This window comes from Kosakonia sp. SMBL-WEM22, assembly GCF_014490785.1.
Classification (GTDB): domain Bacteria; phylum Pseudomonadota; class Gammaproteobacteria; order Enterobacterales; family Enterobacteriaceae; genus Kosakonia.
Window position 1 is genome coordinate 673313 of the sequence record NZ_CP051488.1, and the last position, 25482, is coordinate 698794.

17 protein-coding genes are annotated in these 25482 nt (G+C 53.7%); 11 read left to right on the plus strand and 6 right to left on the minus strand.

The genetic code is table 11. The annotated features are described in order from the left end of the window. Window positions 1-104 precede the first annotated feature (104 nt). Window positions 105-893, minus strand: a complete 789-nt coding sequence (locus tag HF650_RS03320) for a MipA/OmpV family protein (protein ID WP_187801166.1) — start codon at window positions 891-893, stop codon at window positions 105-107. Window positions 894-1003: 110 nt separating this feature from the next. Here HF650_RS03320 and HF650_RS03325 point away from each other — a divergent pair, with 110 nt between their 5' ends. The 4 genes from HF650_RS03325 to HF650_RS03340 all read left to right on the plus strand — a co-directional run bounded on the left by HF650_RS03325 (window position 1004) and on the right by HF650_RS03340 (window position 7160). Further along, the gene (locus HF650_RS03325) at window positions 1004-1699 is read left to right on the plus strand and encodes a response regulator (protein ID WP_187801167.1); all 696 of its coding nucleotides are present in this window, start codon (window positions 1004-1006) and stop codon (window positions 1697-1699) included. Then, window positions 1696-2892, plus strand: a complete 1197-nt coding sequence (locus HF650_RS03330) for an ATP-binding protein (RefSeq protein WP_187801168.1) — start codon at window positions 1696-1698, stop codon at window positions 2890-2892. Before HF650_RS03325 ends, HF650_RS03330 begins: the two co-directional genes overlap by 4 nt. Window positions 2893-2970: 78 nt before the next feature. Continuing rightward, the gene (locus HF650_RS03335) at window positions 2971-4089 is read left to right on the plus strand and encodes an efflux RND transporter periplasmic adaptor subunit (RefSeq protein ID WP_187801169.1); all 1119 of its coding nucleotides are present in this window, start codon (window positions 2971-2973) and stop codon (window positions 4087-4089) included. Then, window positions 4086-7160: an efflux RND transporter permease subunit gene (locus tag HF650_RS03340; protein ID WP_187801170.1), complete on the plus strand. Its 3075-nt coding sequence runs from the start codon at window positions 4086-4088 to the stop codon at window positions 7158-7160. Before HF650_RS03335 ends, HF650_RS03340 begins: the two co-directional genes overlap by 4 nt. Here the strand turns inward: HF650_RS03340 and HF650_RS03345 are convergent. The 4 genes from HF650_RS03345 to HF650_RS03360 are packed head-to-tail and all read right to left on the minus strand — an operon-like array spanning window position 7125 to window position 11166. Next, on the minus strand, window positions 7125-8357 hold the full coding sequence (locus HF650_RS03345; protein WP_187801171.1) for an MFS transporter: 1233 nt from the start codon (window positions 8355-8357) through the stop codon (window positions 7125-7127). The two genes, HF650_RS03340 and HF650_RS03345, sit on opposite strands and share 36 nt — an antisense overlap. A 15-nt stretch (window positions 8358-8372) precedes the next feature. Then, entirely contained in the window at window positions 8373-9134 is a 762-nt protein-coding gene (locus tag HF650_RS03350) for an ABC transporter ATP-binding protein (protein ID WP_187801172.1), read from the minus strand. Then, a complete protein-coding gene (locus HF650_RS03355; protein ID WP_187801173.1) occupies window positions 9134-10168 on the minus strand; it encodes an iron ABC transporter permease in 1035 nt (344 codons plus the stop codon). Before HF650_RS03355 ends, HF650_RS03350 begins: the two co-directional genes overlap by 1 nt. Next, complete coding sequence (locus HF650_RS03360; RefSeq protein ID WP_187801174.1) at window positions 10168-11166, minus strand: ABC transporter substrate-binding protein; 999 nt, start codon at window positions 11164-11166, stop codon at window positions 10168-10170. Before HF650_RS03360 ends, HF650_RS03355 begins: the two co-directional genes overlap by 1 nt. A 269-nt stretch (window positions 11167-11435) precedes the next feature. Between HF650_RS03360 and HF650_RS03365 the strand changes: the two genes are divergently transcribed. The 7 genes from HF650_RS03365 to HF650_RS03395 all read left to right on the plus strand — a co-directional run bounded on the left by HF650_RS03365 (window position 11436) and on the right by HF650_RS03395 (window position 16079). Next, window positions 11436-12974, plus strand: a complete 1539-nt coding sequence (locus HF650_RS03365; RefSeq protein ID WP_187801175.1) for a methyl-accepting chemotaxis protein — start codon at window positions 11436-11438, stop codon at window positions 12972-12974. A gap of 205 nt (window positions 12975-13179) precedes the next feature. Then, complete coding sequence (locus tag HF650_RS03370; protein ID WP_187801176.1) at window positions 13180-13674, plus strand: type VI secretion system amidase effector protein Tae4; 495 nt, start codon at window positions 13180-13182, stop codon at window positions 13672-13674. After that, on the plus strand, window positions 13659-14099 hold the full coding sequence (locus HF650_RS03375; protein ID WP_187801177.1) for a type VI secretion system amidase immunity protein Tai4: 441 nt from the start codon (window positions 13659-13661) through the stop codon (window positions 14097-14099). Before HF650_RS03370 ends, HF650_RS03375 begins: the two co-directional genes overlap by 16 nt. Before the next feature lie 154 nt (window positions 14100-14253). Beyond that, entirely contained in the window at window positions 14254-14793 is a 540-nt protein-coding gene (locus tag HF650_RS03380) for a type IV secretion protein Rhs (RefSeq protein ID WP_223284318.1), read from the plus strand. Window positions 14794-14798: 5 nt separating this feature from the next. Further along, window positions 14799-15206 carry a putative T6SS immunity periplasmic lipoprotein gene (locus tag HF650_RS03385; RefSeq protein WP_187801178.1) on the plus strand — a complete coding sequence of 136 codons (408 nt, stop codon included), beginning with the start codon at window positions 14799-14801 and terminating at the stop codon, window positions 15204-15206. A 91-nt stretch (window positions 15207-15297) separates the two neighbouring features. Continuing rightward, window positions 15298-15648, plus strand: coding sequence for a putative T6SS immunity periplasmic lipoprotein (locus tag HF650_RS03390; RefSeq protein ID WP_187801179.1), 351 nt, complete (start codon window positions 15298-15300; stop codon window positions 15646-15648). A 101-nt stretch (window positions 15649-15749) separates the two neighbouring features. Beyond that, entirely contained in the window at window positions 15750-16079 is a 330-nt protein-coding gene (locus HF650_RS03395; protein WP_346014255.1) for a putative T6SS immunity periplasmic lipoprotein, read from the plus strand. On the opposite strand, the gene HF650_RS03400 is transcribed toward HF650_RS03395, so the two are convergent. Further along, entirely contained in the window at window positions 16080-25418 is a 9339-nt protein-coding gene (locus tag HF650_RS03400; protein WP_187801181.1) for a hypothetical protein, read from the minus strand. It abuts the gene before it with no gap. Window positions 25419-25482: the final 64 nt, after the last annotated feature.

A 25482-nucleotide genomic window follows, 5' to 3' on the forward strand; every position in this document is an offset into this window, starting at 1 on the left:
CAAAGAGATATATGTCAGATAGGCGCCGAGGTAAACCAGTAAGCAGCCAAACCAGATCTTCCCCACCAGCTGATAATCCTCTTTGTTCACGATCTTCCCCCTGTTCAGAAGGTCCAGGTCACGGCAAGAGTGCCGGTTCCCTCATTGCGTTGCGCGACAATCGGGCTGTCGCCCGCGCGATCGCCAAGCCAGGTGTAGCCCGCGCTCAGCAGCGTTCCCCAGTGTTCGTCGAACTGATGGCTCCAGGTGAGCGAGCTGTTGACGCCGTAAAAACCGCCCGCCCGATCATAGGGGCGAAAACCGCTGCGCTGGCTCTGCCGCGCGCTGACGCCATAAAAGGTGTTGATGTAGCGGCTGTCGCCAAACAGGGCAGCGGACTGGAGTGCAACGGTATCGCTGGCGCTCTGCACCGGCAGCAGCGTCACCGAGGTTTGATACTGCACGCCCTGGCTGTCGGTCAGCGGCAGCGTCGTTTTGCCTTCAACGGAGAGCCACGGCGTGATCGACCAGCCGACGGCAAACGCCGTATTCATCGTGGCATCGATTTTCCCCATCCCTTTCAGGTTATCCGCACCGTCGCGCCAGGAGGAGTTGCGCTCGTCGCGGCCGAGGCCGTAACCGAGCGTATGTTCGAGATAGAGACCGTTATCGCTTTGCAGGTCGTAGCCGATGCCCTTTTGCGAATCAATGAAGAGGGCGTTATCGCGCGCCTGAATCAGCGGAACGAATTGCAGGCGCTGCTTGTCTGAACCGCTGTAACGCGGCGCAGACTGTGCGCCGATGCCTACAGTAACGCCATTTTGTGCCGATGGATCATCATCGGCGTGCGCCGCAGAGGCGGTGGCTGCCAGCAGGGCGCAGAGGCTATACAACGTACGTTTTATCGTTATCATCGTCACATCTCGTCGGTGGGAAAGGGTGTGCGCAAGCGCTGAAAGGGAAGATAGTCAGGTCGTATCAATAAACCGTCAGCAAAGTGTTAAGAAACGGTCAAGGTGGGGAAATGGTGGCGAAAAGAGTGCTGGTGATTGAGGATGACGCGGATGCGGCGGGGGTGCTGGAGGCCTATCTGCGCCGTGAAAATTATGAGGTGATGCTGGCGAGCGACGGCCTGGCCGGGCTAGAGCTGGCGCAGCGCTGCAAGCCTGATCTGATCCTGCTTGATGTGATGCTGCCCGGTATGAACGGCAGCGAAGTGCTGGCGGCGCTGCGGCGCAAAAGCGATGTGCCGGTGATCATGGTCACTGCGCTCGGCGATGCGCCGGATCGCATTGGCGCGCTGCGTTACGGCGCGGATGATTATGTGGTGAAGCCCTATCACCCCGGCGAAGTGGTGGCGCGCGTACAGGCGGTACTGCGGCGCACGCAGCGCGCGGAAACTCAGCAGGAGGTGCTGCGTTGGCACAACCTCGCGGTCGACACCGTCGCCATTAGCGTGACCGTCACGCAAGACGATAACCAGACGCGCGCGCTGGAGCTGACGCCGACGGAATTCTCCCTGCTTACGACACTGATGCGCCATCCCACCCGCGCCTTCTCCCGCCAGCATCTGCTGGAGCACTGCCTGCCCGAAAGCGAAGCGCTGGAGCGCGTAGTCGATACGCACGTCTACAACCTGCGTAAAAAGCTGGAAAACGCCGGCGTCAGTGGCGTGTTAAGCAATGTGCGCGGCGTCGGTTACAGGTTCGCTCAACCATGAAAAGCGCCGTTCATCAGTCACTCTGGCGCTGGATCTGCGTGCGCATCCTCGCGCTGGCGATTGGCACAGTGATCATCATCGCGCTCTGTATGTGGCTGCGCTACGCCGTGCAGAACGTCTGGATCCTGCACGCCATGCCTGCACCGGTGCGCGCCGAGTTTCTGCTGCTGAAAGAGAACCCGGAGATCAACCCGACGCGCTTTCATGAAATCGTCGACGCCTGGTGGGGGCTAAGCTACTCCACCCCCTCTATCGCCTCGACGGACTGGATCATGGTCAGCGTGCTGGTGCTGGTAATGATCCCCTTTATCGTCTTTATGGGGCTGCGCTATGCCCGCCCGCTGACCCTGCAATTTAGCCGCCTGCGCGATGCCGCCGAAGAGGTGACGCAGGGAACATTTGGCGCACAGGCGGAGCTGGTAAAAGAGGCGCCCGCCGAAATGGTGCGCTTTGCCAGCGACTTTAACGGTATGACCCGCCAGCTGGCGCGCTATGAGCGTGAACTGCGCGCCTCCCACGTGGCGATGGCTCATGAACTGCGCTCACCGCTTACTGCCGCAATTGGTCGCCTGCAGGGGATGCTGGATGGCGTGTTTGAGCCAAGCCCAGCGCAGATGTCGATGGTGATGAAGCAATTACAACTGCTGCGCCGCTTAACGGATGAGCTGCACCTGCTCTCGCTGGCCGACGCCGGGCAGCTGATGCTCAACTGCCAGCCGCTGCTCGTGGACGATCTTCTACGCGAACGCGCGGCGTGGATGAAACCACAGGCCGACGCCGCCGGGTTCACCTTTACACTTACCGCGCCAACGCCCGCGCCGCTGGAGGGCGACGCTTTCCGCTTAGGGCAGGTCTTTACCGTGCTGATGGAGAATGCGGTGCGTTACGGGCGGCAGGGCGGTCATCTGTTTATCACGCTCACATCGCAGGCGAGCGGCTACCTGATTGATTTCACCGATGACGGCCCCGGCGTGGAGGCGGATTTTCTGCCGCTAATGTTTGATCGCTTCACGCGGGCCGAGACCTCGCGCGCGCGCCATTCGGGCGGCAGCGGCCTTGGGTTATCCATCGCTCAAGCGATTGTCGATGCCCATGGCGGCAACATCAGCGCCGCGCTGCCGGAAGCGGGCGGGCTGACGATCACCCTTTACCTTCCCCACGCGGTTGAGGCACAAGAAAAGTTGCAGCCTTGATAAAACCTTGACGAAACGTGGGCTGAATCTCGACGCGTCACGCCTGTAATAGCGCCATTACCGATCCGGAGTGGCGCTATGTCAGAACAGTTTATCCCTTACGCACGCCCGCTCGCGCACAGGCTTTTGCACGCTGTCCGCGGGCTTCCTCTGCTGCTATTGCTGGCGCTGGCAGCGACCGGCTGTGGCGAGAAAAAAACCGACAAACCGGCACCGCCGCGTCCGGTGCGTTACCTGGTCGTCGCTAACAGTGCGGCAAACCCGCAAACGGTGCGTACCGGCGAGATCCGCGCCCATGATGAGACCACGCTGGCCTTTCGCCTGGATGGCCGCATGATTTCCCGTGAGGTGGATATTGGCGCGCGGGTGCATGCCGGGCAGGTGCTGGCCTCCCTTGAGAGCGAAACCGGTAAAAACCAGCTCGCCAGCGCCCGCGCCGATGTGGAGAGCGCCCGCGCGGCTGAGCAGGTGGCGGCGCTGAATCTGAAACGGATGCAGGCGTTAATGCCCTCCGGGGCGATTGCCCGCACGCAGCTCGACAGCGCCCGCGCCGACTGGCAATCAGCGGTAGCAAAACTGAAAAGCAGCACTGCGGCACTACGCAACGCCGAGCAGAATCTGAGCTGGACGCAGCTGGTCGCCCCGGCAGACGGCATCATCACGCGCGTGAATGCCTCTGCCGGGCAGGTGGTCAGCGCCGGGCAGGCGGTATTTACCCTCGCCACCAGCGAGGCGCGCGACGTGGTGTTTGCGGTTGCCGACCCGCGCCAGCTGGCATCAAACGCAACGTTCACCGTTGCGCTGCTGGCGGATCCGTCGGTGAAGGCGAGCGGCAGCCTGCGCGATATTAGCCCGCAGGCCGATCCGCAGACGCGCACCTGGCAGGTGCGGCTGGCGCTGGCAAACTCGCCCGCGGCGATGGCGCTCGGTGCCAGCGCCACCATTGCGCTGCCGGAATCAGCATCCGCAGGCTTCGCGGTACCTGCATCGGCATTAAGCCGCCTTGGTCAACACCCGGCGCTGTTTGTGATTGATGAGAAAAACCGGGCGCAGCCGCGCGCGGTGACGCTGGGCGGCTACAGCGCCTCATCGGTGTTTATCCGTTCCGGCCTGCGTCCCGGTGACAGAGTCATTACTGCGGGCGTCAGCAAATTGCGCGCCGGTGAGCAGGTGATCGCCGGGGAGTTGCAGCCATGAAACCCTCGCGCTTTAACCTCTCGGCCTGGGCGCTGGAACATCAGCAGCTGGTCACCTTTTTTATGCTGCTGGTGATAGTGATGGGCGTGCTCTGCTATCAGCAGCTGCCGCGTAATGAAGATCCGGCGTTCACCATCAAAACGGCGGTCGTCACCGCTCAGTGGCCGGGTGCCAGCGTTGAAGAGACAACACAACTGGTCACCGATGTGCTGGAGAAGAAGTTACAGGAGGTTCCGCACCTTGATTTTATTGAGAGTGAAACCCGCGCTGGCAGCACGATTATCAACGTCAACCTGCGCGATGACACGCCGCCGAAAGCAGTGCCCGGCATCTGGTACCAGGTGCGGAAAAAGATGCAGGATAGCGCCGCCGATCTGCCGCAGGGCGCGCAGGGGCCGCAGGTCAATGATGAGTTTGATGACACCTTCGGCACCATCTATGGCTTTACCGCCGACGGCTACTCGCCGCGTGAGCTGCGCGATCGGCTGGAGACCATCCGCCGCAGCCTGATGTCGCTGAACGACATCGGCAAGATAAGCCTGATAGGCGATCAGCAGGAGCAGATAGTTATCGCCTTCTCCCCGCGTCAGCTGGCGGGAATGGGGCTGGATGTTGAGCAGATCAGCGCAGCGCTGAAGGCGCAAAACGCCATCGCGCCTGCCGGTACCATCCGCACCGGCGAAGATAACGTGGCGCTGCGCGTCAGCGGCGCGTTAAGCAGCGAAGCGAGCCTGCGGGCGGTGACGCTACATATCAACGATCGCTATATTCCGCTCACCGATATTGCCACCGTCACCCGCCAGGCCGCAGAGCCGCCCGCGCCGCAGTTTCGCGTCAACGGACAACCGGCGCTGGGGCTGGCGATCTCGATGGCTTCGACCGGGAATATGCTGCACTTTGGCAAGGCGCTGGATGCGCGCATGGCGCAGATCCAGGCCCAGCTGCCGCACGGCATTGAGATGGTGAAAGTGGCCGATCAGTCGCAGGTGGTAAGCGGGGCGGTGAGCGGTTTTGTCCGCGTGCTGGTAGAAGCGGTGGTGATTGTACTCGCTGTCTCCTTTGTCTCGCTGGGCCTGCGCGCGGGCCTGGTGGTGGCTGCCGCCATTCCGCTGGTGCTGGCGATGACCTTTGCCGGGATGATGCTCGCCGGGATCGGCCTGCAACGCATCTCCCTCGGTGCGCTGATTATCGCGCTCGGTCTGCTGGTGGATGACGCCATGATCACCGTTGAAACCATGGTCGCGCGCCTCGAAGCGGGGGAGTCGCGCAGGCAGGCCGCCACTTATGCCTTCAAAACCACCGCCTTTCCGATGCTTACCGGTACGCTGGTGATGATCGCCGGGTTTATTCCCGTCGGCTTCGCCGCCTCCAGCGCCGGGGAGTACTGCTACTCGCTATTTGCCGTGGTGCTCATCGCGCTGCTCTGCTCGTGGGTAGTGGCGATCCTCTTCTCCCCGCTCACCGGCACCTGGCTGCTGCCCGCGCGCATCGATAAGCACGGCGATCGCGTGGGCAGGCTGAAGCGCGGTTATCAGGCACTGCTACGCCTCGCGCTGCGCTGGCGGCTGACCACGCTGGCACTCGCGCTGCTGGCGCTGGGTTTGTCGCTGGTCGGCACCACCTATTTGCAGGGGGAGTTTTTCCCTGCCTCCGATCGCCCGGAGCTGCTGGTCACTCTTTCGCTGCCCGCTAACGCCTCGCAGACCGAGACGCAGAAACAGGTGGAGCGCCTGGAGCGGGCGCTGACCGGTAATGAGGATCTCGATCGCTACAGCAGCTACGTCGGCTCCGGCGCGGTGCGTTTTTATCTGCCGATGGATGTTTTGCAGGACAACGAAAACACCGCGCAACTGGTGGTGGTGGCAAAAGATCTCGCCGCCCGCGACCGGCTGCGTCAACAGCTGGAGACCCTGCTGGCAAACCACTTCAGTGCCATTACCTCACGCGTGTCGCCGCTGGAGCTGGGGCCGCCGGTGGGCTGGCCGGTGCGCTACCGCGTGAGCGGGCCGGATTACGCAAAAGTGCAGACGCTGGCGCATCAGCTGGCGGCGCAGATTGGCGGCTCGCCGCTGACGCGGGAAGTGAACCTGACCGCCGGGGAGCCGGAGCGGATGATCCGCTTACAGGTTAATCAGACCGCCGCGCGCGCGGCGGGCGTCTCCTCGGAAAGCATTGCCCAGATGCTTAATACCGTCTGGTCCGGCGCGACGCTGACCACGGTGCGGGATAACGACCGGCTGGTGGATGTGGTGCTGCGCGGCAACGATCGCGAGCGGCTCGATATTGGTACGCTCGCCACGTTGATGCTACCGACTTCTAACGGCACAAAAATTCCGCTCAGCGAAGTGGCGACGCCGGAGTGGGGGCTGGACGATCCGGTGATCTGGCGTCATCAGCGGCTGCCCTTTATCACCGTGCAGACAGATCTCGCGCCGGGCCTGCGCGCGGAAGCGGTATCGTCCGGTCTGCGCCCGACGGTGGATAAACTGCGCGCCCAGCTGCCTGCCGGGTATCGCATTGAGGAGGGCGGCACCGTTGCCGAGTCGGATAAGGGCAACGGCTCGGTCTATGCCGTGCTGCCGGTGACGCTGATTATTATGCTGCTGCTGTTGATGGTTCAGCTTCAGCGCTTCTCGCGCATGCTGCTGGCCGTCACCATGGCGCCGTTTGGCCTGCCGGGGATTGTGCTGGCGATGCTGCCGACCGGCACGCCAATGGGGTTTGTCGCGCTGCTGGGGGTGATTGCGCTGGCGGGGATGATCATCCGTAACGCGGTGATCCTGATTAGCGAAGTGGACAGCAATCTGCAACTTGGGATGCAACCTGATGAGGCGATTATCGCCGCGTCGGAGCACCGCGCGCGGCCAATTATGCTCACCGCCTGCGCGGCGATCCTCGGCATGATCCCCATCTCCCATCAGGTGTTCTGGGGGCCGATGGCTTACGCCATTATCGGCGGGCTGCTGGTGGCAACGCTGGTGACGCTGACGGTGTTACCCGCCGCCTTCAGCCTGGTGCTGCAACTGAGCGCCCGCTTAGCCCCTGCGCATCGGGCGGCAGATAAAGATTAAGGCCACCGCGCTACAGAGCGGGAAAATCGCCAGCTGCAACCAGGGGTAGATCGCTTCTACCGAGGGGGTTAACGCCCGGTCGAGCTGGCTGCCAAACAGCAGGTTGCCCGCCAGCACGGCAAAACCGCCCGCCGTCGCCAGCGCGCCATAGTGCGCGCCGAGCGTGGCGTCGTCGGCGAACCACGGCACCATATCTTTCGCCGCAGGCACCAGCAGCATCTGCCCGAGGGTTAATAACGAGACGAAGCTGATGGCGGGCAGCAGCCGCATCCAGCCCGCAGGCGGCGTGCTGGCGGCAAACAGCGCGACGCTGGCAAAACTTGCGGAGATGAGCAAAAAGCCGACCGGCAGCATGCGCGCGGCACCGATGCGGCGCGTTAAGCGGGCGAGGGGCAGTTGCAGGGTGATAATCAGCACCGAGGCCAGCATAAAGAGCGGCCCGAGATCTTTCTCGCTGCCGCCCGCGCGCTGGATCTCAACCGGCAGCGCCAGGTAGAGCTGGTTGTAGCTCAGTAACCAGGAGCTGTAGGCGATGATAAAGGCGACAAAGCGCGGCTGGCGAAAGGTGGTCCACCACGGCGTGACTGCCAGCGTCTGGCGTTTTGGCGGTGCGGGCGGCAGGCAGAAGAAGAGCACAATCAGCGCCACGACAAACACGCCCGCGCCGGCGAGTGCCACCTGGCGAAAGCCGAGGCCGGTCATCAGCGCGCCCGCTACCGGGCCGAGCACCGCGCCAAGCTCGCCGCAGACGGCAAAAAGCGCAAACCACTCGGCGCGGCTGCGCTTGCCCCGGCTCTCGCTCTGGGCACCGGCACGCGCCAGTAGCGCTTCAATTGAAGGAGAGAAGAGCGCGCCGCCGATCCCGGTCAGGCAGGCTCCGACAATAATCGGCCCCAGTGAGTGACCAAAGGCCAGCATCAGATAGCCCGCGACGCGGATAATGCACCCGCAGAGGATAATCACGCGCGCGCCGAAGCGGTCTGATAACGCACCGCCGATAAAGAACATCCCCTGCTGCGAGAAGGTGCGCAGCCCGAGCACCAGGCCGATCAGCCCGCCGGAGAGCAGTAAATCATCGCGCAGGAAGATCGCCAGGAAGGGCACCACGGCGTAGAAGCCGATATTAAAAACAAACTGGCTACCGAGTAAAACAGGCGGCCAGAGCTGTTTCGCTGGCCGCAGGTGGGGAAAAGACATGCGGGAATCCTGACGTCAGGCGATAAAGTGAATGTGGTTTTTACCATGACAGGGGGATGGCGTGATTTTCGCCTTCACGCGAAACACCTCCCACAGCAGATCTTCGGTAAGGATCGCCTGCGGCGTACCGCTCGCTACCACGGCGCCGTGTTGCATCACGATCAGGCTGTCGCAAAACATCAGCGCATGGTTGAGATCGTGAATGGCGACGATGCTGGTCACTGGTAACTCACTGATAAGCTTCATCAGCTGGAGCTGGTGGTGAATGTCGAGGTGGTTGGTCGGCTCGTCGAGCAGGATCTCTGACGGCATCTGCGCCAGCGCGCGGGCAATATGGACGCGCTGCCGCTCGCCGCCCGACAGCGTCAGCCAGCCCTGCTGGCTCTTCTCCAGCATGTCGACGCGTGCCAGCGCCGCGGAGATGGTCTCATCATCCTCCGTGCTCCAGCTGGAGAAGGGGGAGTGGTGCGGAATACGCCCCAGTTTCACCACGTCGCGCACGCGCATATTGGCATCGGTCATGCCGTGCTGTTCAACGAACGCTACCCGGCGGGCAAGCTGCTTTTTAGGCAGCCGGTGAAGGTTCTGCCCGTCGAGCAATACGCGTCCTTTATGCGGGCGGCGCAGGCCCGCCAGCACGCGCAGCAGGGAGGATTTTCCCGAGCCATTCGGCCCCAGCAGGCCCACCGTTTCGCCACGCGCAACCGTCAGTGAGACATCGTTGACGATCACTTTTTTACCCACCTTCCAGGTGATGTTTTCAGCGGCGATGCTCATTAGCGATTCCTTGAACGGTAAATAATAAAGGCGAAGAACGGCACGCCGACCAGCGCGGTGACAACGCCTACCGGCAGGCTCTGCGGGGCGATCAGCATGCGTGAGGCGATATCCGCCAGCACCATTAAAATCGCGCCCGCCAGCGCACAAGCCACCAGCAGCGTGCGGTGCAGCGGCCCAAAGAAGAAGCGCATCATATGCGGCACCACCAGCCCGACAAAACCGATGGAGCCAGCCATACTAACAATCGTGGCGGTGATGAGCGCCGTGGTGGTAAACAGCGCGAGACGCACCCACGGCACGGCGATGCCTAACGAGGCCGCCGCATCATCGCCGAAGGTGAAGGCATCCAGCGCCCGCGAGTAGTAGAGGCAGATCGCCAGACCAATCAGCACCACAATCAGTACCAACTGGAACTCCGGCCAGCGCACGCCGCTAAAGCTGCCCAGTAGCCAGAACATCACGTCACGCGCCTGCTGGGCGCTGGCGGAGGTGCTGATGGTATAGGCCGTAACGGCGTTGAAGAGCTGCGAAGCGGCGACCCCGGCTAAGATGGTGCGCTCGTTGCCGCCGCGCGCGCCGTTGGTCAGAAATGCCACGAAGGCAAAGGCGGCGAAGGCACCGGCAAAGGCACCCGCCGAGAGCGACACGGCACCTGCGCCGAGCCCCAGCACCACCACGGAGACCGCACCGGTCGATGCGCCCGCCGAGACGCCGAGCACATACGGCTCGGCCAGGGCGTTTTTTAGCAGGCTTTGCAGCACCGCGCCGCAAATCGCCAGCCCTGCGCCACAACAGGCGGCGACCAGCGAGCGGCTAAGGCGGAAATCCCAGATCACGCTCTCATAGATGCGATTTAGCGGCTCGGCGGTGAGCCCAAGTTTATTGCCAATCGCATAAAAAACGCTGGGTAACGGGATCGCCAGCTCGCCGACGCTGGCTCCGACCGCAATCACCACCACCAGCAGCACAATCGCCAACAGCGCGGCACTACTTAACAACCACCTCTGCCGCGTCGGGTGCAACGCTGCCATCAATTAAGCTCCATCTTTCTCAGCTGTTCGGCAACCTGCTCTGCGCCGTAGATGGTGCGAATGGTGGGGTTCATCGCCTGGCCATCCATCACCACGATATGGCCTTTTTTCACCGCCTCAAGCTGGCTGACGGCAGGATCGCTCTTCAGGAACTTGATTTTTTCCTGCGCGTTATCGAGCGCCCAGCGGTTGCGGTCGAGGCTGGAGACGACGATCACATCCGGGTTGGCGGCAATGATGCTCTCCCAGCCAACGGTCGGCCACTCGGTTTCGGTGGTAATCGCGTTATGGCCGCCCAGCACATTGGCGATAAAGCCGGAGGCGCTATTTTTGCCGCCGACGTAGGCGTCAGCAGAAGGGGATGAACTGGAGAACCAGAAGACAAACGAGAGATCTTTTTTGTTTTTACCAAACTCTTTACGCAGATCGGCTTCGCGCTTTTTAAAGTCAGCAACCAGCGCCTGGCCGCGATCTTCAACATTAAAGATCTTCGCCAAATCCTCGATCTCCTGGTAGAGATAGGTCATGTCCCACAGCTTCTGGCGGCTGCCGTACATATCGCCGGTGCCCTTTTTGGTGGCGCACATGCCGGGTGATATATAGCTGTTAACGCCGACGGTGGCGAGATCTTCGCGCTTCGCCACTTTGCTCTCTGGCCCCAGCAGCAGCGGTGATTGCGCGGCAACGAAATCCGGGGTTTGCGCCAGCACCGACTCCAGCGTTGGGATCTCTACCGTCAGGGTTTTGATCTTCGCATTTTTGTCCGCCAGCTGCGGCAGGACTTTGGTCGGCCAGAAGGCGGTGGCGGCGATTTTATCCTCTAAGCCAAGCAGCAGCAGGATCTCGGCGGTATTTTGCCCTAACGCGACCACGTGCTCAGGGGCTTTGGTGAAGGTCTCTTTGTAGCCGCAGTTTTCAAGGGTGAGGGGATATGTGGTGGCATAAGCCGAACTTAATGAGGCAAGCGCCAGCCCCAGCGCACAGAGAACCTTCTTCATTCAACACTATCCTTCATTAACATTATGGTGATTTATGGGATCATCGAAATAGTTTCGCAATGATAATGAATCCTATTACGAATGCGAGATCTTCTTTGCGCGAGGGGCTCAAATTTGTTTTATGAATAGATTTTTGAGGATTCATATTTAGTGTAAATATGATTATTTAATTTAAATTTCGCTCCCTTTTGGTCGATAACTCTTTTAAGGCAATTCGCATTTTATGCGGTGCCACATCGTTTTGTCGCTCTTTCACCCAAGGGATCACTATGTCAGTCAGGCGTTTTTCATTGCTCGTTTTTGGTCTGTTACTCTCTATCTTCCTTATCAGCTCCGCGTCTAACCTCTGGTCGCTTACCCGCAGTAACGACTCGCTGGATAACGTAAACAAAGAGATCCGCGTGGTGCTGTCGGTCATCGATCCGATTAACCATAGCCGTACCCTGCGCGTACGCCTGATGGAGGCGATGATTAACGCCTCGCTGGGCGATAGCCAGAAAGCCCAGGCCTCCCTTGAGAGCGCCAATGAGGTGATGCAAAAAGCCTCGTCGGCGTTCAATAACTATCTCGCCGCGCCGCGCGTTGCCGGTGAAGATGCGCTTGCTACGCCGTATCGCCGTGCCTGGCAGAACTATGTTGATAACGGCTTACGTCCGCTGATGGATGCCGCGAAAAACAACGACACCGCGCGCTTTAACCAGCTGGTCAGCACTACCATTCCTCAGCTGGATCGTCAGTTCGAGATCACCCTTGATAACCTGCTGGCGTTCCGTGAAAAGTATGCCCAGCAGCTGAACAATGAGGCGCAGAGCCGCTTCGTTAACGGCATAGTGACCCTCGGCGTCTTTGCGCTGCTGTTTACGTTGATTATTGTGGGGATCTTTATCCTGCTGCGTCGTCGTGTGCTGTCCCCGCTGGATGCCGCGCGTCTGCACTGCCAGAAAATGGCGGCGGGTGAGCTGAATTTGCCGGTGGTTTCCAACTCCAAAGATGAGATCGGTGGCATGATGAGCGCGCTGGAGCAGATGCGTCTCTCGTTAGTGCAGATCATCTCGCAGGTGCGTAACTCCAGCCAGAGCGTGGCTTACGCCGCAGAAGAGATCGCTGCGGGTAACACCGATCTGTCGGCGCGTACCGAAGAGCAGGCCGCCTCGCTGGGGCAGACCGCTGCCAGCATGGAAGAGCTGACCTCAACCGTGAAACACACCTCTGAAAACACTCAGCAGGCCAACAGCCTGGCGGGGAATATGCGCAGCGCGGCGCAAGAGGGGAATGCGATTGTTGAAGAAGCCGTGGTGTCGATGAAGGAGATCGAAACCAGCTCCGGCAAGATTGGCACCATTATCGGCATCATTGAAGATATTGCTTTCCAGACCAATATCCTGGCGCTTAACGCCGCCGTCGAAGCAGCGCGCGCAGGCGAGCAGGGGCGTGGTTTTGCGGTGGTGGCAACCGAAGTGCGTAACCTCGCGCAGCGCTCCTCCGTGGCGGCGAAAGAGATCAAAGAGCTTATTGAACTCTCTGGTCGTCAGGTGCTGGTGGGCAGCGATCGCGTCACCAGCGCGGGCGAGAGCATGCAGCGCATCATCAACTCGGTGAAGCAGGTTTCCGAACTGATGTCGGAAATCGCACTCTCCACCGGTGAGCAGAGCCGCGGGATCGATCAGATCAACCTCGCGGTCGCGCAGATGGACACTGTTACCCAGCAGAACGCCGCGCTGGTTGAAGAAGCCTCTGCGGCAGCCTACTCGTTAAAAGAGCAGTCTCAGCTGCTGGAAGAGGCGGTAGCGGTGTTTAAGCTCAGTTAATCGTTTTATATTGCTGACATTAAACGGGGCATACTAAATGCCTCGTTTTTTTGGTAGCGCAACTTAACCCATTGTCGGCATGCTTTCTATTTCTCATTTTTATTGACGTAATCCTCAATTTTGGTAGACGGGGCGCATTGTTCATGTACGCGCAGTCACATTTTGCTAATGTCTTTTTTTTAGTCATATATAGGGAAAGGATGAAATGGCAAAACCTACTTTTTCAGCAGCATGGGCCGCAGCAATGCGGATTTACGATCCCGCAGACTCAGGCTCTAAAGTTGCTCAGGTTATTGGTGGCAAAGTTGCAATGAATATTGCGCCGCGTGGAGCCTGGGTAAACACATGTGCTGTGCGTATAAGCTACATCCTCAATCAAACGGGAACTACGATACCGTTTATTGCCAACAAAACAGTCTCGGGCGCAGATGGCCGCTGGTATTTTCATTATGTGGCCGATGTTATCCATTTTTTGCGTCAGAATTGGGGAAAACCCGATATCATCACTCGTTATCCTCCTGCTGGAGGGGGGGATCTGGCCGGCAAGAAAGGATTAATTTTATTTGAAATATCAGGTTGGGGTGATGCAACTGGGCATGCAACATTGTGGAATGGTCTTCAATGCTATGATCATTGTTATTTCAATGAACCGGGCGTCAACTACAAGACAGAACATGCTAACTTTTGGGCCTTATCATGAAAGGATCATCTACTGTTTTATTTGCCATTTTATTCTTTAGCGCTGCTGTGACAGCAGCCCAGCAACCTGACGCCGCAAGCCGCACCTATGCACAGAATTACAAAGATGCCGCACTGGCGCTCTGTGTAGCGAAAGCGTACGCCAGTGAACCCGCTGCCGGTAAAGACGCATCAGCCAGCGCTGGCGGTTTTGATAACTGGAGCGAGTATGATGCCGAAAAGGGCGCCGGAAAGATGGGCGAACTGGCCGACCGATATCTTGCAGGAGAGTATCACTCCCATCAGGGCAGCGATATAAAACTCAATCTGATGAAATGCATCGACATGTATCACAGCGCAGAGCTTGCAAAACAGGTCAAAGATTTTGTGCCGCATCCCGAGCGCAGTTGGGCGCAGGATCATGCTTCAGCAAAGCGCGGGAAATAAGATTCCGGCAATTAACGAGGGGTAATTTAATTACCCCTCTAACGCGTCCTTATAAAAAATAATCTGAATTTTAGTTTTCTGCTTATTCCCTCTGCGCAGCGGTGACGAGATTTATTGATAATCCTGCGCTGTTATTTGTGAAAGGGAATAAATGATGACTACAGGACGTAGAGAGGGAACATTGCGTCTGATGACGCTCGGTGAAATTGCCATGGCACGTCAATTTTACGGTGATGCGATTGTGTATAGCCGCGTCTGGATCCACTGCGACAGCTACTTTCCGTTCGGGCTGCAGCATCCGGACTATGTGATGGCGCCGAATGGGGAGATTTGGTACAGAAAAGAGCTGTATCATGATGACTTTTCTCATTCAACTGTGAATATGACGAGCAAACACACCTTTATGCATGAAATGGGTCATGTCTGGCAGCATCAGCATGGTCAATGGGTTCGAACGCGAGGACTATTCAGCTGGGCTGCAGATTACTTTTATCAGCTTGATAATAAGAAAATTATGGATTACTCCCTTGAGCAGCAAGCCTCTATCCTGGCCGACTACTGGGTGTTACTTATTTATGGTATAAATACGTGGCTTACATTACAGGGCGAAAATAAACCCGGAAAATATCGAGGTAAAGATGCATTATGCGACATACCATCCCTTTATCGTCGAATTGTGACAGGAAGAAGATAATCCCTATGTCAAAGCTTTCATGTGTGGTAATGCTTTTTTTATTAACTGGTTGTATTGGTTTCTACGATAAGGCAGTAGGAAGCACCGAAACTGCAGTTAACATCCAGAATAACAGAGTTTGTGCCGTATCTCTTATGAAACCCGGTGAGAAAATGATCGCGGTGGAAATCTATAGCCGTGACGGCGAAAAGAAAATTGAGACGTTTCCGGCAAAACCGCTGTATGTCCCTCTCGGGGAGTGTTTACCGTTATTCGGCACAGCCTTTAAAACGGGGGATGCCTATTATTTTTATTGGCATATCCTTCCCGTTAAAGGCGATCTTCAACTCATCTCCGCTAAATTTACACTGACAATTGATCCTGATGGGCGGCTTTTATCGCTCAACAGCGCCACGCCTGATCAGAGCCAGTGATATTTCTGGCTGTAACGAAAGTTACGGAAGATGATTCACGAGTTAAATTTCTTCATGTGATGGAAGTTTTTTCCTGCTGCGAAGTAAATTAATGAAAAAAATAATTATCTTGACGCTTTTTTTGCTTACCGGTTGTCCTGCGGCTGGCGACAGATTTACACCACGCACCGCCACGACGGTCGTTTTAAAAGATAATAGCGTTTGCGCATTATCCATAATGAAACCGGATGAAAAATTGACGACAGTAGAGATCTACAGCAGTAAAGATAAACCTCTTTTAATACGATCCTACGATAACCCCCTCTCTGTTCCGCACGGTCACTGTTTACCGCTATTTGGTGCCACCTTTGAATATGGCAACGAATATAGTGTGGCCTGGGATATTCATACCGCAGATGGGATGTATATGATCATTGCAGAATTCATGCTTTCGAACGGCTGAAACTAATATCGCATTTTTTATTAGAGAGTAGGAGTATGAGGAAAAGTTTGCTAATAGTAGCAGTATGTACCCTATCTGGCTGCATCGGTTTTCTTGACAAAATGACACGAGAAGTGCCGACAAATCTATTTTTGATGAATCATGAGGTTTGCGCAGTCTCGATCATGAAACCCGGCGAAAAGATGGTTTCGGCTGAGATTTTCAGTACTGATGAAGGAAAGCGTTTTGAACTCTTCCCGGATACGCCGCGTTATATTGCTGCGGGTGATTGCCTGCCCATGTTTAGCACTGCATTCAGGGCAGGGGAAAAATATGCCTACTACTGGAACGTTGTACCTGTCAAAGGTGATGCCTACCTCATCACCGCTCAATTTACCCTCTCCACCGATAGCGCAGAGCATCTTTCAGTGAGCGATACCTCAATCCGCTGACTAGCCTTCAAGATATTTATCCACCAGATTCGCGGTATAGGTGCTGAGCATGAGAATATCCCAGCACCGCATGGCAAAGGTTTCATCATCAGAAATAGTTTCGCTGACAAGGTCATTGAGTTCATTCTCTGTCACGCTTAGCCCGGTTTTGTACTCAGGGTAATCTTTGAGGAACTGCCCAACCGTTGTGTCGCCGTTCGCCAGTTTTGCAACATCCTCAAGCGTATTGTCAAAAAGATCGGCGCTACGACGCACTCTTTGGGCTTTTATTTGTTGTCGTAGCCGCAGGAGTTTTGTCCAAAAATTATGATTACGGCTCTGTTGTTTGATTAATTTCTCGACTTCGAATGTCGGTAAATCAGCCGGAACATACGTTCTGGCTCGATTGAGTCTATTTCTTGTGTCGCGCATCCTCTCACTGAAATAGGACGGGTAAGCCGTTACTTTTTTATTTAAGATATGTGCAAGGACTTTTCCTGTCGGTAATCTTCCAAAAGCGCTAAAACAAGACTTGAGTTCGATGTGCTTTATTTTTGACCAGTCCACATTCGATATTTTACGTAGTCCCAGCCCACGAATAACCTCAGCGAGTTCATAGGCATCCATGTAATTAACATTGGATGGAATACCATGGGCATTAATAATTAATTTATTGCCGCTAACGCTGAAACTAGCATCCTGTCCAAGGAGTGATTTTACACGAATATTTGTGAGTGAAATCTTACCGGCATAGACTTTGCGATTTTTAAATATCTCATCGGAGAACTGCTCTGCTTTAACGATAGCCTTATCTGCTGGTAGGCTGGCATCTAAATGCTTTGGATTGACCATAAAATATTCACCATCCCCCAGGCTGTACATTATGTGTCTCGTCGAAGAGGCATCGGATGATTTATCAAAAATGACTAACTCTCCCTTCGGTAATGTCATCAGTTTTTGTTTATTAATGGCGGTAGCGCTCGTTAACAAACTGGTAATGGGTTGGTGCGCAACGCCAGTACCCGTAGTTGACAATAACGGAGCTAACGCGAGATTTAATGCGTTAGCCTGCTCATTTGCTAATTCCCCCGACATACTGAGTAATCGTGTGGTTGTGGCTGAGATATCCGTTTTATCTGAGGCCGAAAAAGAGGCACTTTCAGCTAACGATTTGAGCGAAGGGTGCTCAAGCTGCAGGCCTTTCGGCCTGCCCGCGATAACCTGCAATTCCGGCAGCTGCTCACTCCCCCTGCGTTTGAATGTACCGTTCTGAAACTCGCCCAGTTGCTCAGCGGTTAATATTTGTTTGCCATCACCGAGGCTGCTGTTAAGCACGCTATTTTTCACGCCGGCGAAGCGGCCATTACCCAGGCTTACCATGACATGGATCGGGCGCGGTCCTTTGGCCGGTAAATTAGGATCAACTTCCATAAACATCAATATTTCCCCCTGCTTTACACTAAGCAGATTCTCATGGCTGTTGATTATGGTACTACTTGCAAAGAGATCATTAACGTTGCCTGGGGTGGAGGCGCTGGCTCGCTGGTATTTTGTTGCCTGACGTATGCCTGTACGTAGCGTTATGGCCGGGCCTTTACTTATTAGCTCGGCATTCTCGAGGAGGTTGACCGCATACTCCCAACTGACGTCGGACGTTTGCCCTGTTAACCTGCTACGTCTTGCCGCCTCGCGTACTGGGTTGGCCTGCTCAATGGTGTCGAAAGCCATTTTTTTGTTGGCAGCGGCGGGAAGATCCTCGACTATTTTTTTAGGAAAATACCAGTTGGGGCGCTTGAGGACGAATGCATTGGGCAACTGGCTATTGGGTCCCCGCACGAGATAGGGACTAAACGATCCGTAATCTATTTTTACCTTGCGCAATTGCGTCAGTGGATAGTCAGCGTATTTTATTAGCTTTCTTTCGGAAGTAATGTTGGCATATTTTTGCGCCCATTTCTCCTCAGGCATGATAATCGGACCACTTAACTCTTCATATTGTCCATGAAACTGCCCGGCAGTAATGTCAAAAGCGTAATCTGTACCATTCTTGGTGCCGATAACAAGATAATGGTTCATAGCTCCCGTATCCATGCCGTTAACAAAAAAGGCCATACCCCGAAATCGAATGTTCTCAAAGCCCTTTCTTTTCAGGAAATTAGCCATGGCCGGAAGGACAAGTTCACATTTTTCAGATGGGGATAATATTGCGCCACTTAATCCGCCGGTTTTCTTTATTTCCTCAAGGTAGGCCACTGCATCAACATCTGGAGTGCTGATAAGATTTTCAGTTACCTTTCCCTCTTTTAATCCTTCCCTCATCGGTTGCTCACCCATGGTAACTTCGGGATATTTTATTGCTCCGCCATGTAACCCGCCATAGTTTCTATTTATTACCCAATTGCCATCTTCAAAGATAACCGGTTCACCATAGCTAAAACGCCCTGGGTTTTTGGGGTCAACAGTACGCCATGTATGCGCATAATCATCCCAGCGTATTTGATAGAGGTTGTCTTGAGATTTTATAAAATACTTCTTGTCCATATTACTATCAGCGGTTGATGTATAAACATCAACACCACGTACATTCGTCTTTGATAAATCATCAAGTGAAACATTGGTGGTGATATATTTATCTGGAATGCTCCTGCTCTTCAATGCTACTGGTAAATCATTGTTAATTATACTGCTAAAGGCTGCGGTGAATTTACTCCCTGGAAAAGAGATTTTCGCTAAGTCCTGTAAATTAACAGGGGAAACAAGATCTATCAGAGCGTTGGCGCTTATTTTTGCGAGTCCCGATGCATTGATGAGCCCTTGTTTGCCCATTTGTCTAATTATATACTTTTGTAGCCCTTTTCCGACTAAACCAATTTTCCTTCCTTCACCAATGATCTTACCAATCCCTTTTGCATTTTTAAGTAGTGCCGCAGTTTTAGTGCCAGCCTGAGATGCAACAAAGCATACGCCCACAACATCGAGCATAATTGATGTGGCATCGACTTTGTGCTCGGGGTCGTTTATTACGCCACGTATTTCTGCATAAAAGGGAATAACTATATCAGCTATTTTCTGGAATAATGTAGATTTGTACAACGCTGTCTTGCGATTGGTCGCGGAGCGTTTCAAAATATCATGGAAAGCTTTATGTAGGGTTTCTAATAGCGTTTCTTGCGGTTGCGCATTGTTAACTGAAAAATCATAGGTTAACCCATAATATGCACTACTTTCAAAAGGAAGGTCATAAGTAATGTCATCGCTACCTTTGTATAAGGTGTTTTTAATTAAATCTTCAAACTCTTTTTTCTTTCTGGCTTCAATATTGCTATATCTGCTAGTTTTTTTGTTTTTATTGTTAGGGTCAAGGTTTTCAAGAAAAAAAGATTCGAGGAAGACTGACTCAATGCCATGATAGTGCATTTTTTCCGGATTAAGGGTGGCGATTGCTTTTAACCAGATATTTGCCATCATTTCTTCATGCGAAAATATCCGGCTAAAAAGAGAGCCAGGGAAAAGAGAGAAGAAAACCCAGCGACCATCTTCCAGTTCAATGAATAACATTCCTCCGTCGTGTTTATCATAAACATCAGTTGATTGAAGTACGTTAAAGTAGAAACGTCTTTTGACGTTAGAGGTGATTTCATCCAGAGAGAGATCGGATGACAGGAGGAGGTTTTTGGTATTTTCACTAGCCTCATAATCACTGTATTTTTCTTTGTAGGTAACGAATTGCTGATAATACTCGCTGTCAGAATTAAAGTATTCGCTACCTAACATGTGTGCCAATGGTGTATACCCTTCTGGCATATTCTTGTTTTTCTTAAGAGGATTCAATGAATAGGCGTCGGAATAATAGATGTTAATGACTTCATCTATATCCGTTGACTTTAGCGCTTGATAGTTACCATTGTTTTTTAATAGCCAGTAGAGTAATGGGGGCAGTAGCTGATTCGATTCCGAGTTCTCATCGTCTGGAGAGCTTTCTTGATAAATTCTCTCTGCCTCTTTATTGCTCCATTCAATATCCTGATAATTATTTTTCAATGACGGAAAGCGAATTGATGACTGCTCTATTTGGTCTATTAATTCCTGGCTCAAAGTATGGCGTTCAATAAGTTGCGCTATCATGGTTTGAGAAATACTCAATGTTTTTAATTTATCGAGCTCAAGTTGCGTATAGGCTTCTGTGGCGGAATTTCGTATGGCAATTTTCTGTAAAGTTAAATCAATCAATAACTCTTCGGCTATGCTTGCATTATCATCAACTCCCGCGGTTTTTTTCTTAGTGGCCAGGTTTTTTTTCACGTAGTCGATACTGAAGTTTATCAGACGATAATTTTTATTATATTCGTCTATGACTTTCTGGTATTCGGCTTTACGGTCGAGGATTTGTTTCCTTAACACATTGAGTTGTTTGATTTTGGTTTGATGCGTATTTATTGTTAACTTAAGGGAGTCGATATTTTCCTGGGCTATTGGTTTATCAATTGACAGCGGCCTCTCTAAAAGGAAATCAAGCCAGTAAGATATATCCTTCATGCGGGCAGAGATAGCGTTGTATTGTTCATCGATCTGCCGATCAATGGCCGCGGTGCTGAGTTGAGCAATCTTTTTACTGGCTTCATCTGCCGCAATTTTAGCTTGTCGCGCGGTATATAAATAAGAACTCTCTTCGGACTCGTTGGAAAACTCTTCACGATATAAATCGAGAAGGCTTTGATTCCAATTTCGATCTTCTTTTTCAATATCCTTATCTGGATTATAATAAGCAATAGATTTTTGCAGTTCTGATACTTTATTACTTAATGAAATTATATTAATGAGAGCCTCGCTGGTTGGTGTTTCATACAGTCTATAAAACCCCTGCTCAAATATTTTCTGTAAGTCTTTTAGTAAATTATCCAGCGAAGTGAAGTGACCCCTCCACAATATTGACTCTACTTCCGCTTGCGTTTCATTATCAAGCGTAGCATCCTGAATGTTTTTTAGAAGACCATCAATATCGAATGAATCTGATATTAATTCTTCATCAAAATACTGCCATTGATTGTTCTCCCTAAGCAGAATAAAAAATTTACGAACGCCATTGACGGTGATCGTTACCCCACCTACATTTGGTTTTATCCAGCTGAAGTGCCAGTAACGATTTTGCAGATAGATATAATGTTGGCCTGTTCTATCTTGATAGACTACCCCCTCTAAGCCTGGTCCTGAACCAAAAGGGCGCACAGATGAATCAAGATCCCATTTTTTCATTTCGCCAATTAAATCTGCCGATAAGGTATTAGACGTTATATTGTTTTCTTTATCATACTCATCATCCTTTGTTTGCAAGGGAACCCATGTGCCAAGAGCGGCACTATAATTTATGTTTAGGTATTCACGCGTTCCCCCTTCGTGTATTTTCCACGTTTCCAGATTTTCAGCTCCACGAAGAAGAATAGGTGTGATATGCCAATAATAACCGTTTATTTGTATATAATGTTGTCCGGTGAAGTTATCAAAAAATAACCCATTGTCTAATTTTTGTAATTGCTCAGATGTGATTGTTGCTGCGTTTTTAGTACTAAAAAAAGCGCTGATATACTCTTCAATGCTAAAATTACCTACATTTTTTAGCGGCATTGGGCTTGTGTTGAATGTCGGAACTGGCCGCCATTGTTGGTTGGTTTTTTTAATGTTGATTATTTTTTGCTGCTGCGGGTCATTATTATTTATCACGATAGCTGCTGTTGAATTTCCAGTTATAACTATTGGCCAGTAAAACCCATTAAGATAAATATAGGTTTCATGACTTTCGCTATGCGTATAAATTTGCGCCTCTTTACCAGCGGCCATATTATCATAATAAAAGGCACCGTCGGCTGACCAGCTTTTTACTTGATCATAAAGTTCAGGTGAGGCTGTGCTGCCAGATGATTCTACTGATGAGACGCCCCTTTGACCGGCATCTTTGTTTGAATCTATAGTGGCTTCGCCTCCTTCAGTTACCAATTTTTCTGGCTTAATGGGAAGAGCGGGGTAAACTTTTTCATTTTCGCTTTCCGTTGCTGCCCAAATATTGTTGTTAAGATTAACTTCGATTTTTATTTCACTATCTTTGGCGTAAGGATTTATAGTAATGACAGCTTTTTGGTTTTTCTTAAAATGAATTGGCCAGTATTTCTTATTTATATAAATATAAAAGTTACCGCCCGAACTATAAACTTCCCCTTCTTGCCCATTTTTGAAAGTGGAAGTTAAGAATCCTCCTCCGCTTGCGAGTTTCTTAACAAGATCTTTTAAATTGCCGGAGATCTGAGAAGAGAGGATTTTATTATCAGCCTCATCAGGTATGGAATTCAGCGCTATGCCTGTTCGGGAGGCGTCGCTGAGCGGTGAAAATCTTTTTACCCGGTTGCTGTGGGATAATAGCGGCACTTTTTTCCTATTTTTTGTGATCTGATTGGCGGTGGCAGTCGCAGTCGTTTCTCCTTCTGCGGCGGTTGTTTCTATCGCCTTCTCATCACTGGCATCTGTATCTTCGGTGACGGCCTCGTCAACTGTTTCGGCACCTAATTCAGTTTCAGTGTCATCTGCTAATTCATCAGACTCTGAAACATCCCCTTCTTCCTGTAGATCCATCAGGCTGAGCTGCTGCATCAGGCGGTGAATTGTCTCGCGTCGCGCATGAGCTGCCTGCTCCAGGGCTTTTTGCATCGCGCGTTCCGCGCTGGCACGCACCACGGCGTTAACCCCGGCGTAACCGCCATACGCGAGCCCGTACCACAGTGCTTCCTGCGGCAGGTCGACAACCACTTTTTTAGCCAGCGCTTTGGCGTAGGTTTTTTGGCCTTTAATCATCTGGCTACCGACAAGGGTGGCAGCCACGCCATAGCCCCCGGCCGGGGATAATGAGAGCGTCAGCCGGAAGGCCAGCTTCGACATCTCCTGATGAAACAGCCGGTTTCTGGCCCGCTCATTCGGCGGCCCTTCACCGAGCCGCACCCGGTTCATCGCCCGGAAATTTCTGTTCAGCGTCCAGCCGGTTTTCGCGCCGCGCAGGGCGATGCGCACGGGAAGGGAAACCGGCCCGGTCAGCAGTTTAAAGCCGCCTGACATTGCCGCTGACAGCGCACCGGTGAGGATTTTTTTCTCCGCCCAGTGCTGTACATCTGCGGAAACAGTGCGTGTTCCCGCCAGGATTTCCTCTGCCGTCGGCGGGTAGACTGTCGTTCCTTCAGCGGCATGTTTTAACGCCATCAAAATTTGTTTGAGCAGGCTTTCTGCCTGCGGATCGCTGCGGTCTGCAAAGTGGTGGCGGTGCCTGCTGAGCAGCTCAATGAGCAGTTCATCAAAGCGCGCCTCCGCCCCGGCGCGCTCAGGAGCGGGTAGATCGGTCACGTACTCCTCTTTCAGCTTTTGTGCCCACTCCGCAATACCGCGGGCCAGCATGCCGCTGCGGGAGAAGTTATCCGGCGCCTGGCCGGTGAGGTGCATGGCCCGGGTTTTGACCTGCGTCTTGAGTGTTTTCAGCGTCATCAGCCATGCGCCGATCTTCTCCTGTAGCGCTTCCCCGCCTGCATGCCCGTGACCGCTCAGCCGCACGGCGGAAGCGTTAAGCTGACGAGCGATATCAGCCAGCTGTTCTGTGACTGTTATTACCGTTTCATCCATGCCGGCAATCGCCTCTGCGCTGCCCGGCTGCGGATGAGCCCGCAGCGTGTCACTCAGCAAAAAATAGAATTCGTTAAACCGGGCCGGCTCCGCGAGCCGGGTAAGGGGGGAGAGCAGGGCCTCTATCTGACCGGCGGTGTGGTTCGCAGCCTGTTTCCAGCGCGCGTTTTCCTCATCCAGCCGCTGCGAGACCAGTTCATCCAGTAAAGGTGATTCATGGGGATCGGGGATTTCCCGACTGAGATGTTGCTGCTGCTGTACCGCTTCCTGACGCACCCAGGCATACCCGGGCAGGAGTTTGAGCCGCCGCTCTGCCTGCTGAATCTCGTCAAGCAGCAGCAGGGCGGTGTTGTGGATGGCCTGGCGGGTTCCCTCGCTGACGGACGGCGTCCGCTGCAGGCTGTGCTTTGCCCTGGAGGCTGCGCGGCTGACCTGGCCGGCGGAGGATTTCGCCAGCCAGGCGGAGGCTGCCCCGACAGCCCGCCCCTTTTTACGCCCCTTGTCCCAGACAACCTTTTTTATCCTGCCCGTTAAGCCGGAGTCATCTTTCTGCTCAGGCTGGGGGTCAGCAGGCGCCGGTTCCGTCCGCTGTTTCTCCTGTAAAAGGCGCCCGGCAACCGCACCCAGTGCATCAGCCAGCGGCACCATGCTGCCGGCGAGCCTGGCGCGCGCCGAACTGCCCCGGCGGGCAGTTGCATGCACGGCGGCAATCAGCGGATTCCCGGCAATGGCGCTCCCGGTGGGAGCATCATCAACAGCCTTCAGATAGCGGGCATAGCGCTGATAGCCCTGGCTCCAGTGCATAAGCTGCTCCGGATGTATCTGCCCGGTGCCGGACTCAGCAAGCAGCATATCCAGTGCGGCGGTTCGTGCTTCCCGGGCGCCTTCAAGCAGCGTCTGCGCCCGGGCCAGCAGATGACCTGCTAACCGCTGGCGGGTAATACGGCTTTCGGCGGCCAGCGAGGCTTTTAACAGGCTGAATTTTTTAAACTCCGCGTTAAGCGCGTTGCTCTGCGCGAAGAGTAAACTGTCGAGTTTCTGCCGGTTGCGCCCTGCGCCCGGTTTCTCCTGCGGGAAAAGCCGCTCAGCCGCCCGGTTAACCAGCTGCTCACGCTGTTCGCGCGCCGTCTGCTCAATCTCCTCTTCCCAGTTCAGCGTGCTCACTTTGCGGATGGCGCTGATATCGTCCAGCGCGGCGCTCAGGTGGCGAATAACGGCATTGACCACGGGCAGTGTCTGAAGCAGATCCGGGGGGAGCGCGGCCTCAGATCGGATGGTGGAATCAAGGGTATCGATAAAACGCCGCGCGGGTTTTAGCAGCGCTTCGGGAATATTTTGTGACTCTTTTTGCAGAGTCTCCTCGATTTTATGCAGCGCGTTTTTATCCGGCGTGACAGCGTTATACCCCTTCTTATGATATTCGATGAGTTCGGCCATTCTTTTATCCAGTGCGGCCTGAATAAAACCCCGCAGGTCTTCTTTATTTTTATGCGGCTGCTTGCCATCTTTATTTAAGCGAGCTATCTGAGGCTTACTATTTTCAGGCAGGGCATCAATAAATATTTCATAAATATCATTAGCCGTTTCAACATAACTATTATCTGGTGATGCAGCAGCATAGCCCTCCGGCAGTTCCATACTGAGCTCGTCAGCCAGTTCACTTGTTGTGTCGGGCAGGCTTTTAGGAAGAATATCGTAGTCGGACATAATATACCCTTGATAATCAACTATCTAAGCGGAAGGCCGAAAGTAATGACGACAATGAGACCAT

Excerpts from the sequence above, each read along its gene's own strand:
- HF650_RS03320 (WP_187801166.1), bottom strand. The coding sequence starts at position 893 with ATGATAACGATAAAACGTACGTTGTATAGCCTCTGCGCCCTGCTGGCA.
- HF650_RS03325 (WP_187801167.1), top strand. The coding sequence starts at position 1,004 with ATGGTGGCGAAAAGAGTGCTGGTGATTGAGGATGACGCGGATGCGGCG.
- HF650_RS03330 (WP_187801168.1), top strand. The coding sequence starts at position 1,696 with ATGAAAAGCGCCGTTCATCAGTCACTCTGGCGCTGGATCTGCGTGCGC.
- HF650_RS03335 (WP_187801169.1), top strand. The coding sequence starts at position 2,971 with ATGTCAGAACAGTTTATCCCTTACGCACGCCCGCTCGCGCACAGGCTT.
- HF650_RS03340 (WP_187801170.1), top strand. The coding sequence starts at position 4,086 with ATGAAACCCTCGCGCTTTAACCTCTCGGCCTGGGCGCTGGAACATCAG.
- HF650_RS03345 (WP_187801171.1), bottom strand. The coding sequence starts at position 8,357 with ATGTCTTTTCCCCACCTGCGGCCAGCGAAACAGCTCTGGCCGCCTGTT.
- HF650_RS03350 (WP_187801172.1), bottom strand. The coding sequence starts at position 9,134 with ATGAGCATCGCCGCTGAAAACATCACCTGGAAGGTGGGTAAAAAAGTG.
- HF650_RS03355 (WP_187801173.1), bottom strand. The coding sequence starts at position 10,168 with ATGGCAGCGTTGCACCCGACGCGGCAGAGGTGGTTGTTAAGTAGTGCC.
- HF650_RS03360 (WP_187801174.1), bottom strand. The coding sequence starts at position 11,166 with ATGAAGAAGGTTCTCTGTGCGCTGGGGCTGGCGCTTGCCTCATTAAGT.
- HF650_RS03365 (WP_187801175.1), top strand. The coding sequence starts at position 11,436 with ATGTCAGTCAGGCGTTTTTCATTGCTCGTTTTTGGTCTGTTACTCTCT.
- HF650_RS03370 (WP_187801176.1), top strand. The coding sequence starts at position 13,180 with ATGGCAAAACCTACTTTTTCAGCAGCATGGGCCGCAGCAATGCGGATT.
- HF650_RS03380 (WP_223284318.1), top strand. The coding sequence starts at position 14,254 with ATGACTACAGGACGTAGAGAGGGAACATTGCGTCTGATGACGCTCGGT.
- HF650_RS03385 (WP_187801178.1), top strand. The coding sequence starts at position 14,799 with ATGTCAAAGCTTTCATGTGTGGTAATGCTTTTTTTATTAACTGGTTGT.
- HF650_RS03390 (WP_187801179.1), top strand. The coding sequence starts at position 15,298 with ATGAAAAAAATAATTATCTTGACGCTTTTTTTGCTTACCGGTTGTCCT.
- HF650_RS03395 (WP_346014255.1), top strand. The coding sequence starts at position 15,750 with ATGACACGAGAAGTGCCGACAAATCTATTTTTGATGAATCATGAGGTT.
- HF650_RS03400 (WP_187801181.1), bottom strand. The coding sequence starts at position 25,418 with ATGTCCGACTACGATATTCTTCCTAAAAGCCTGCCCGACACAACAAGT.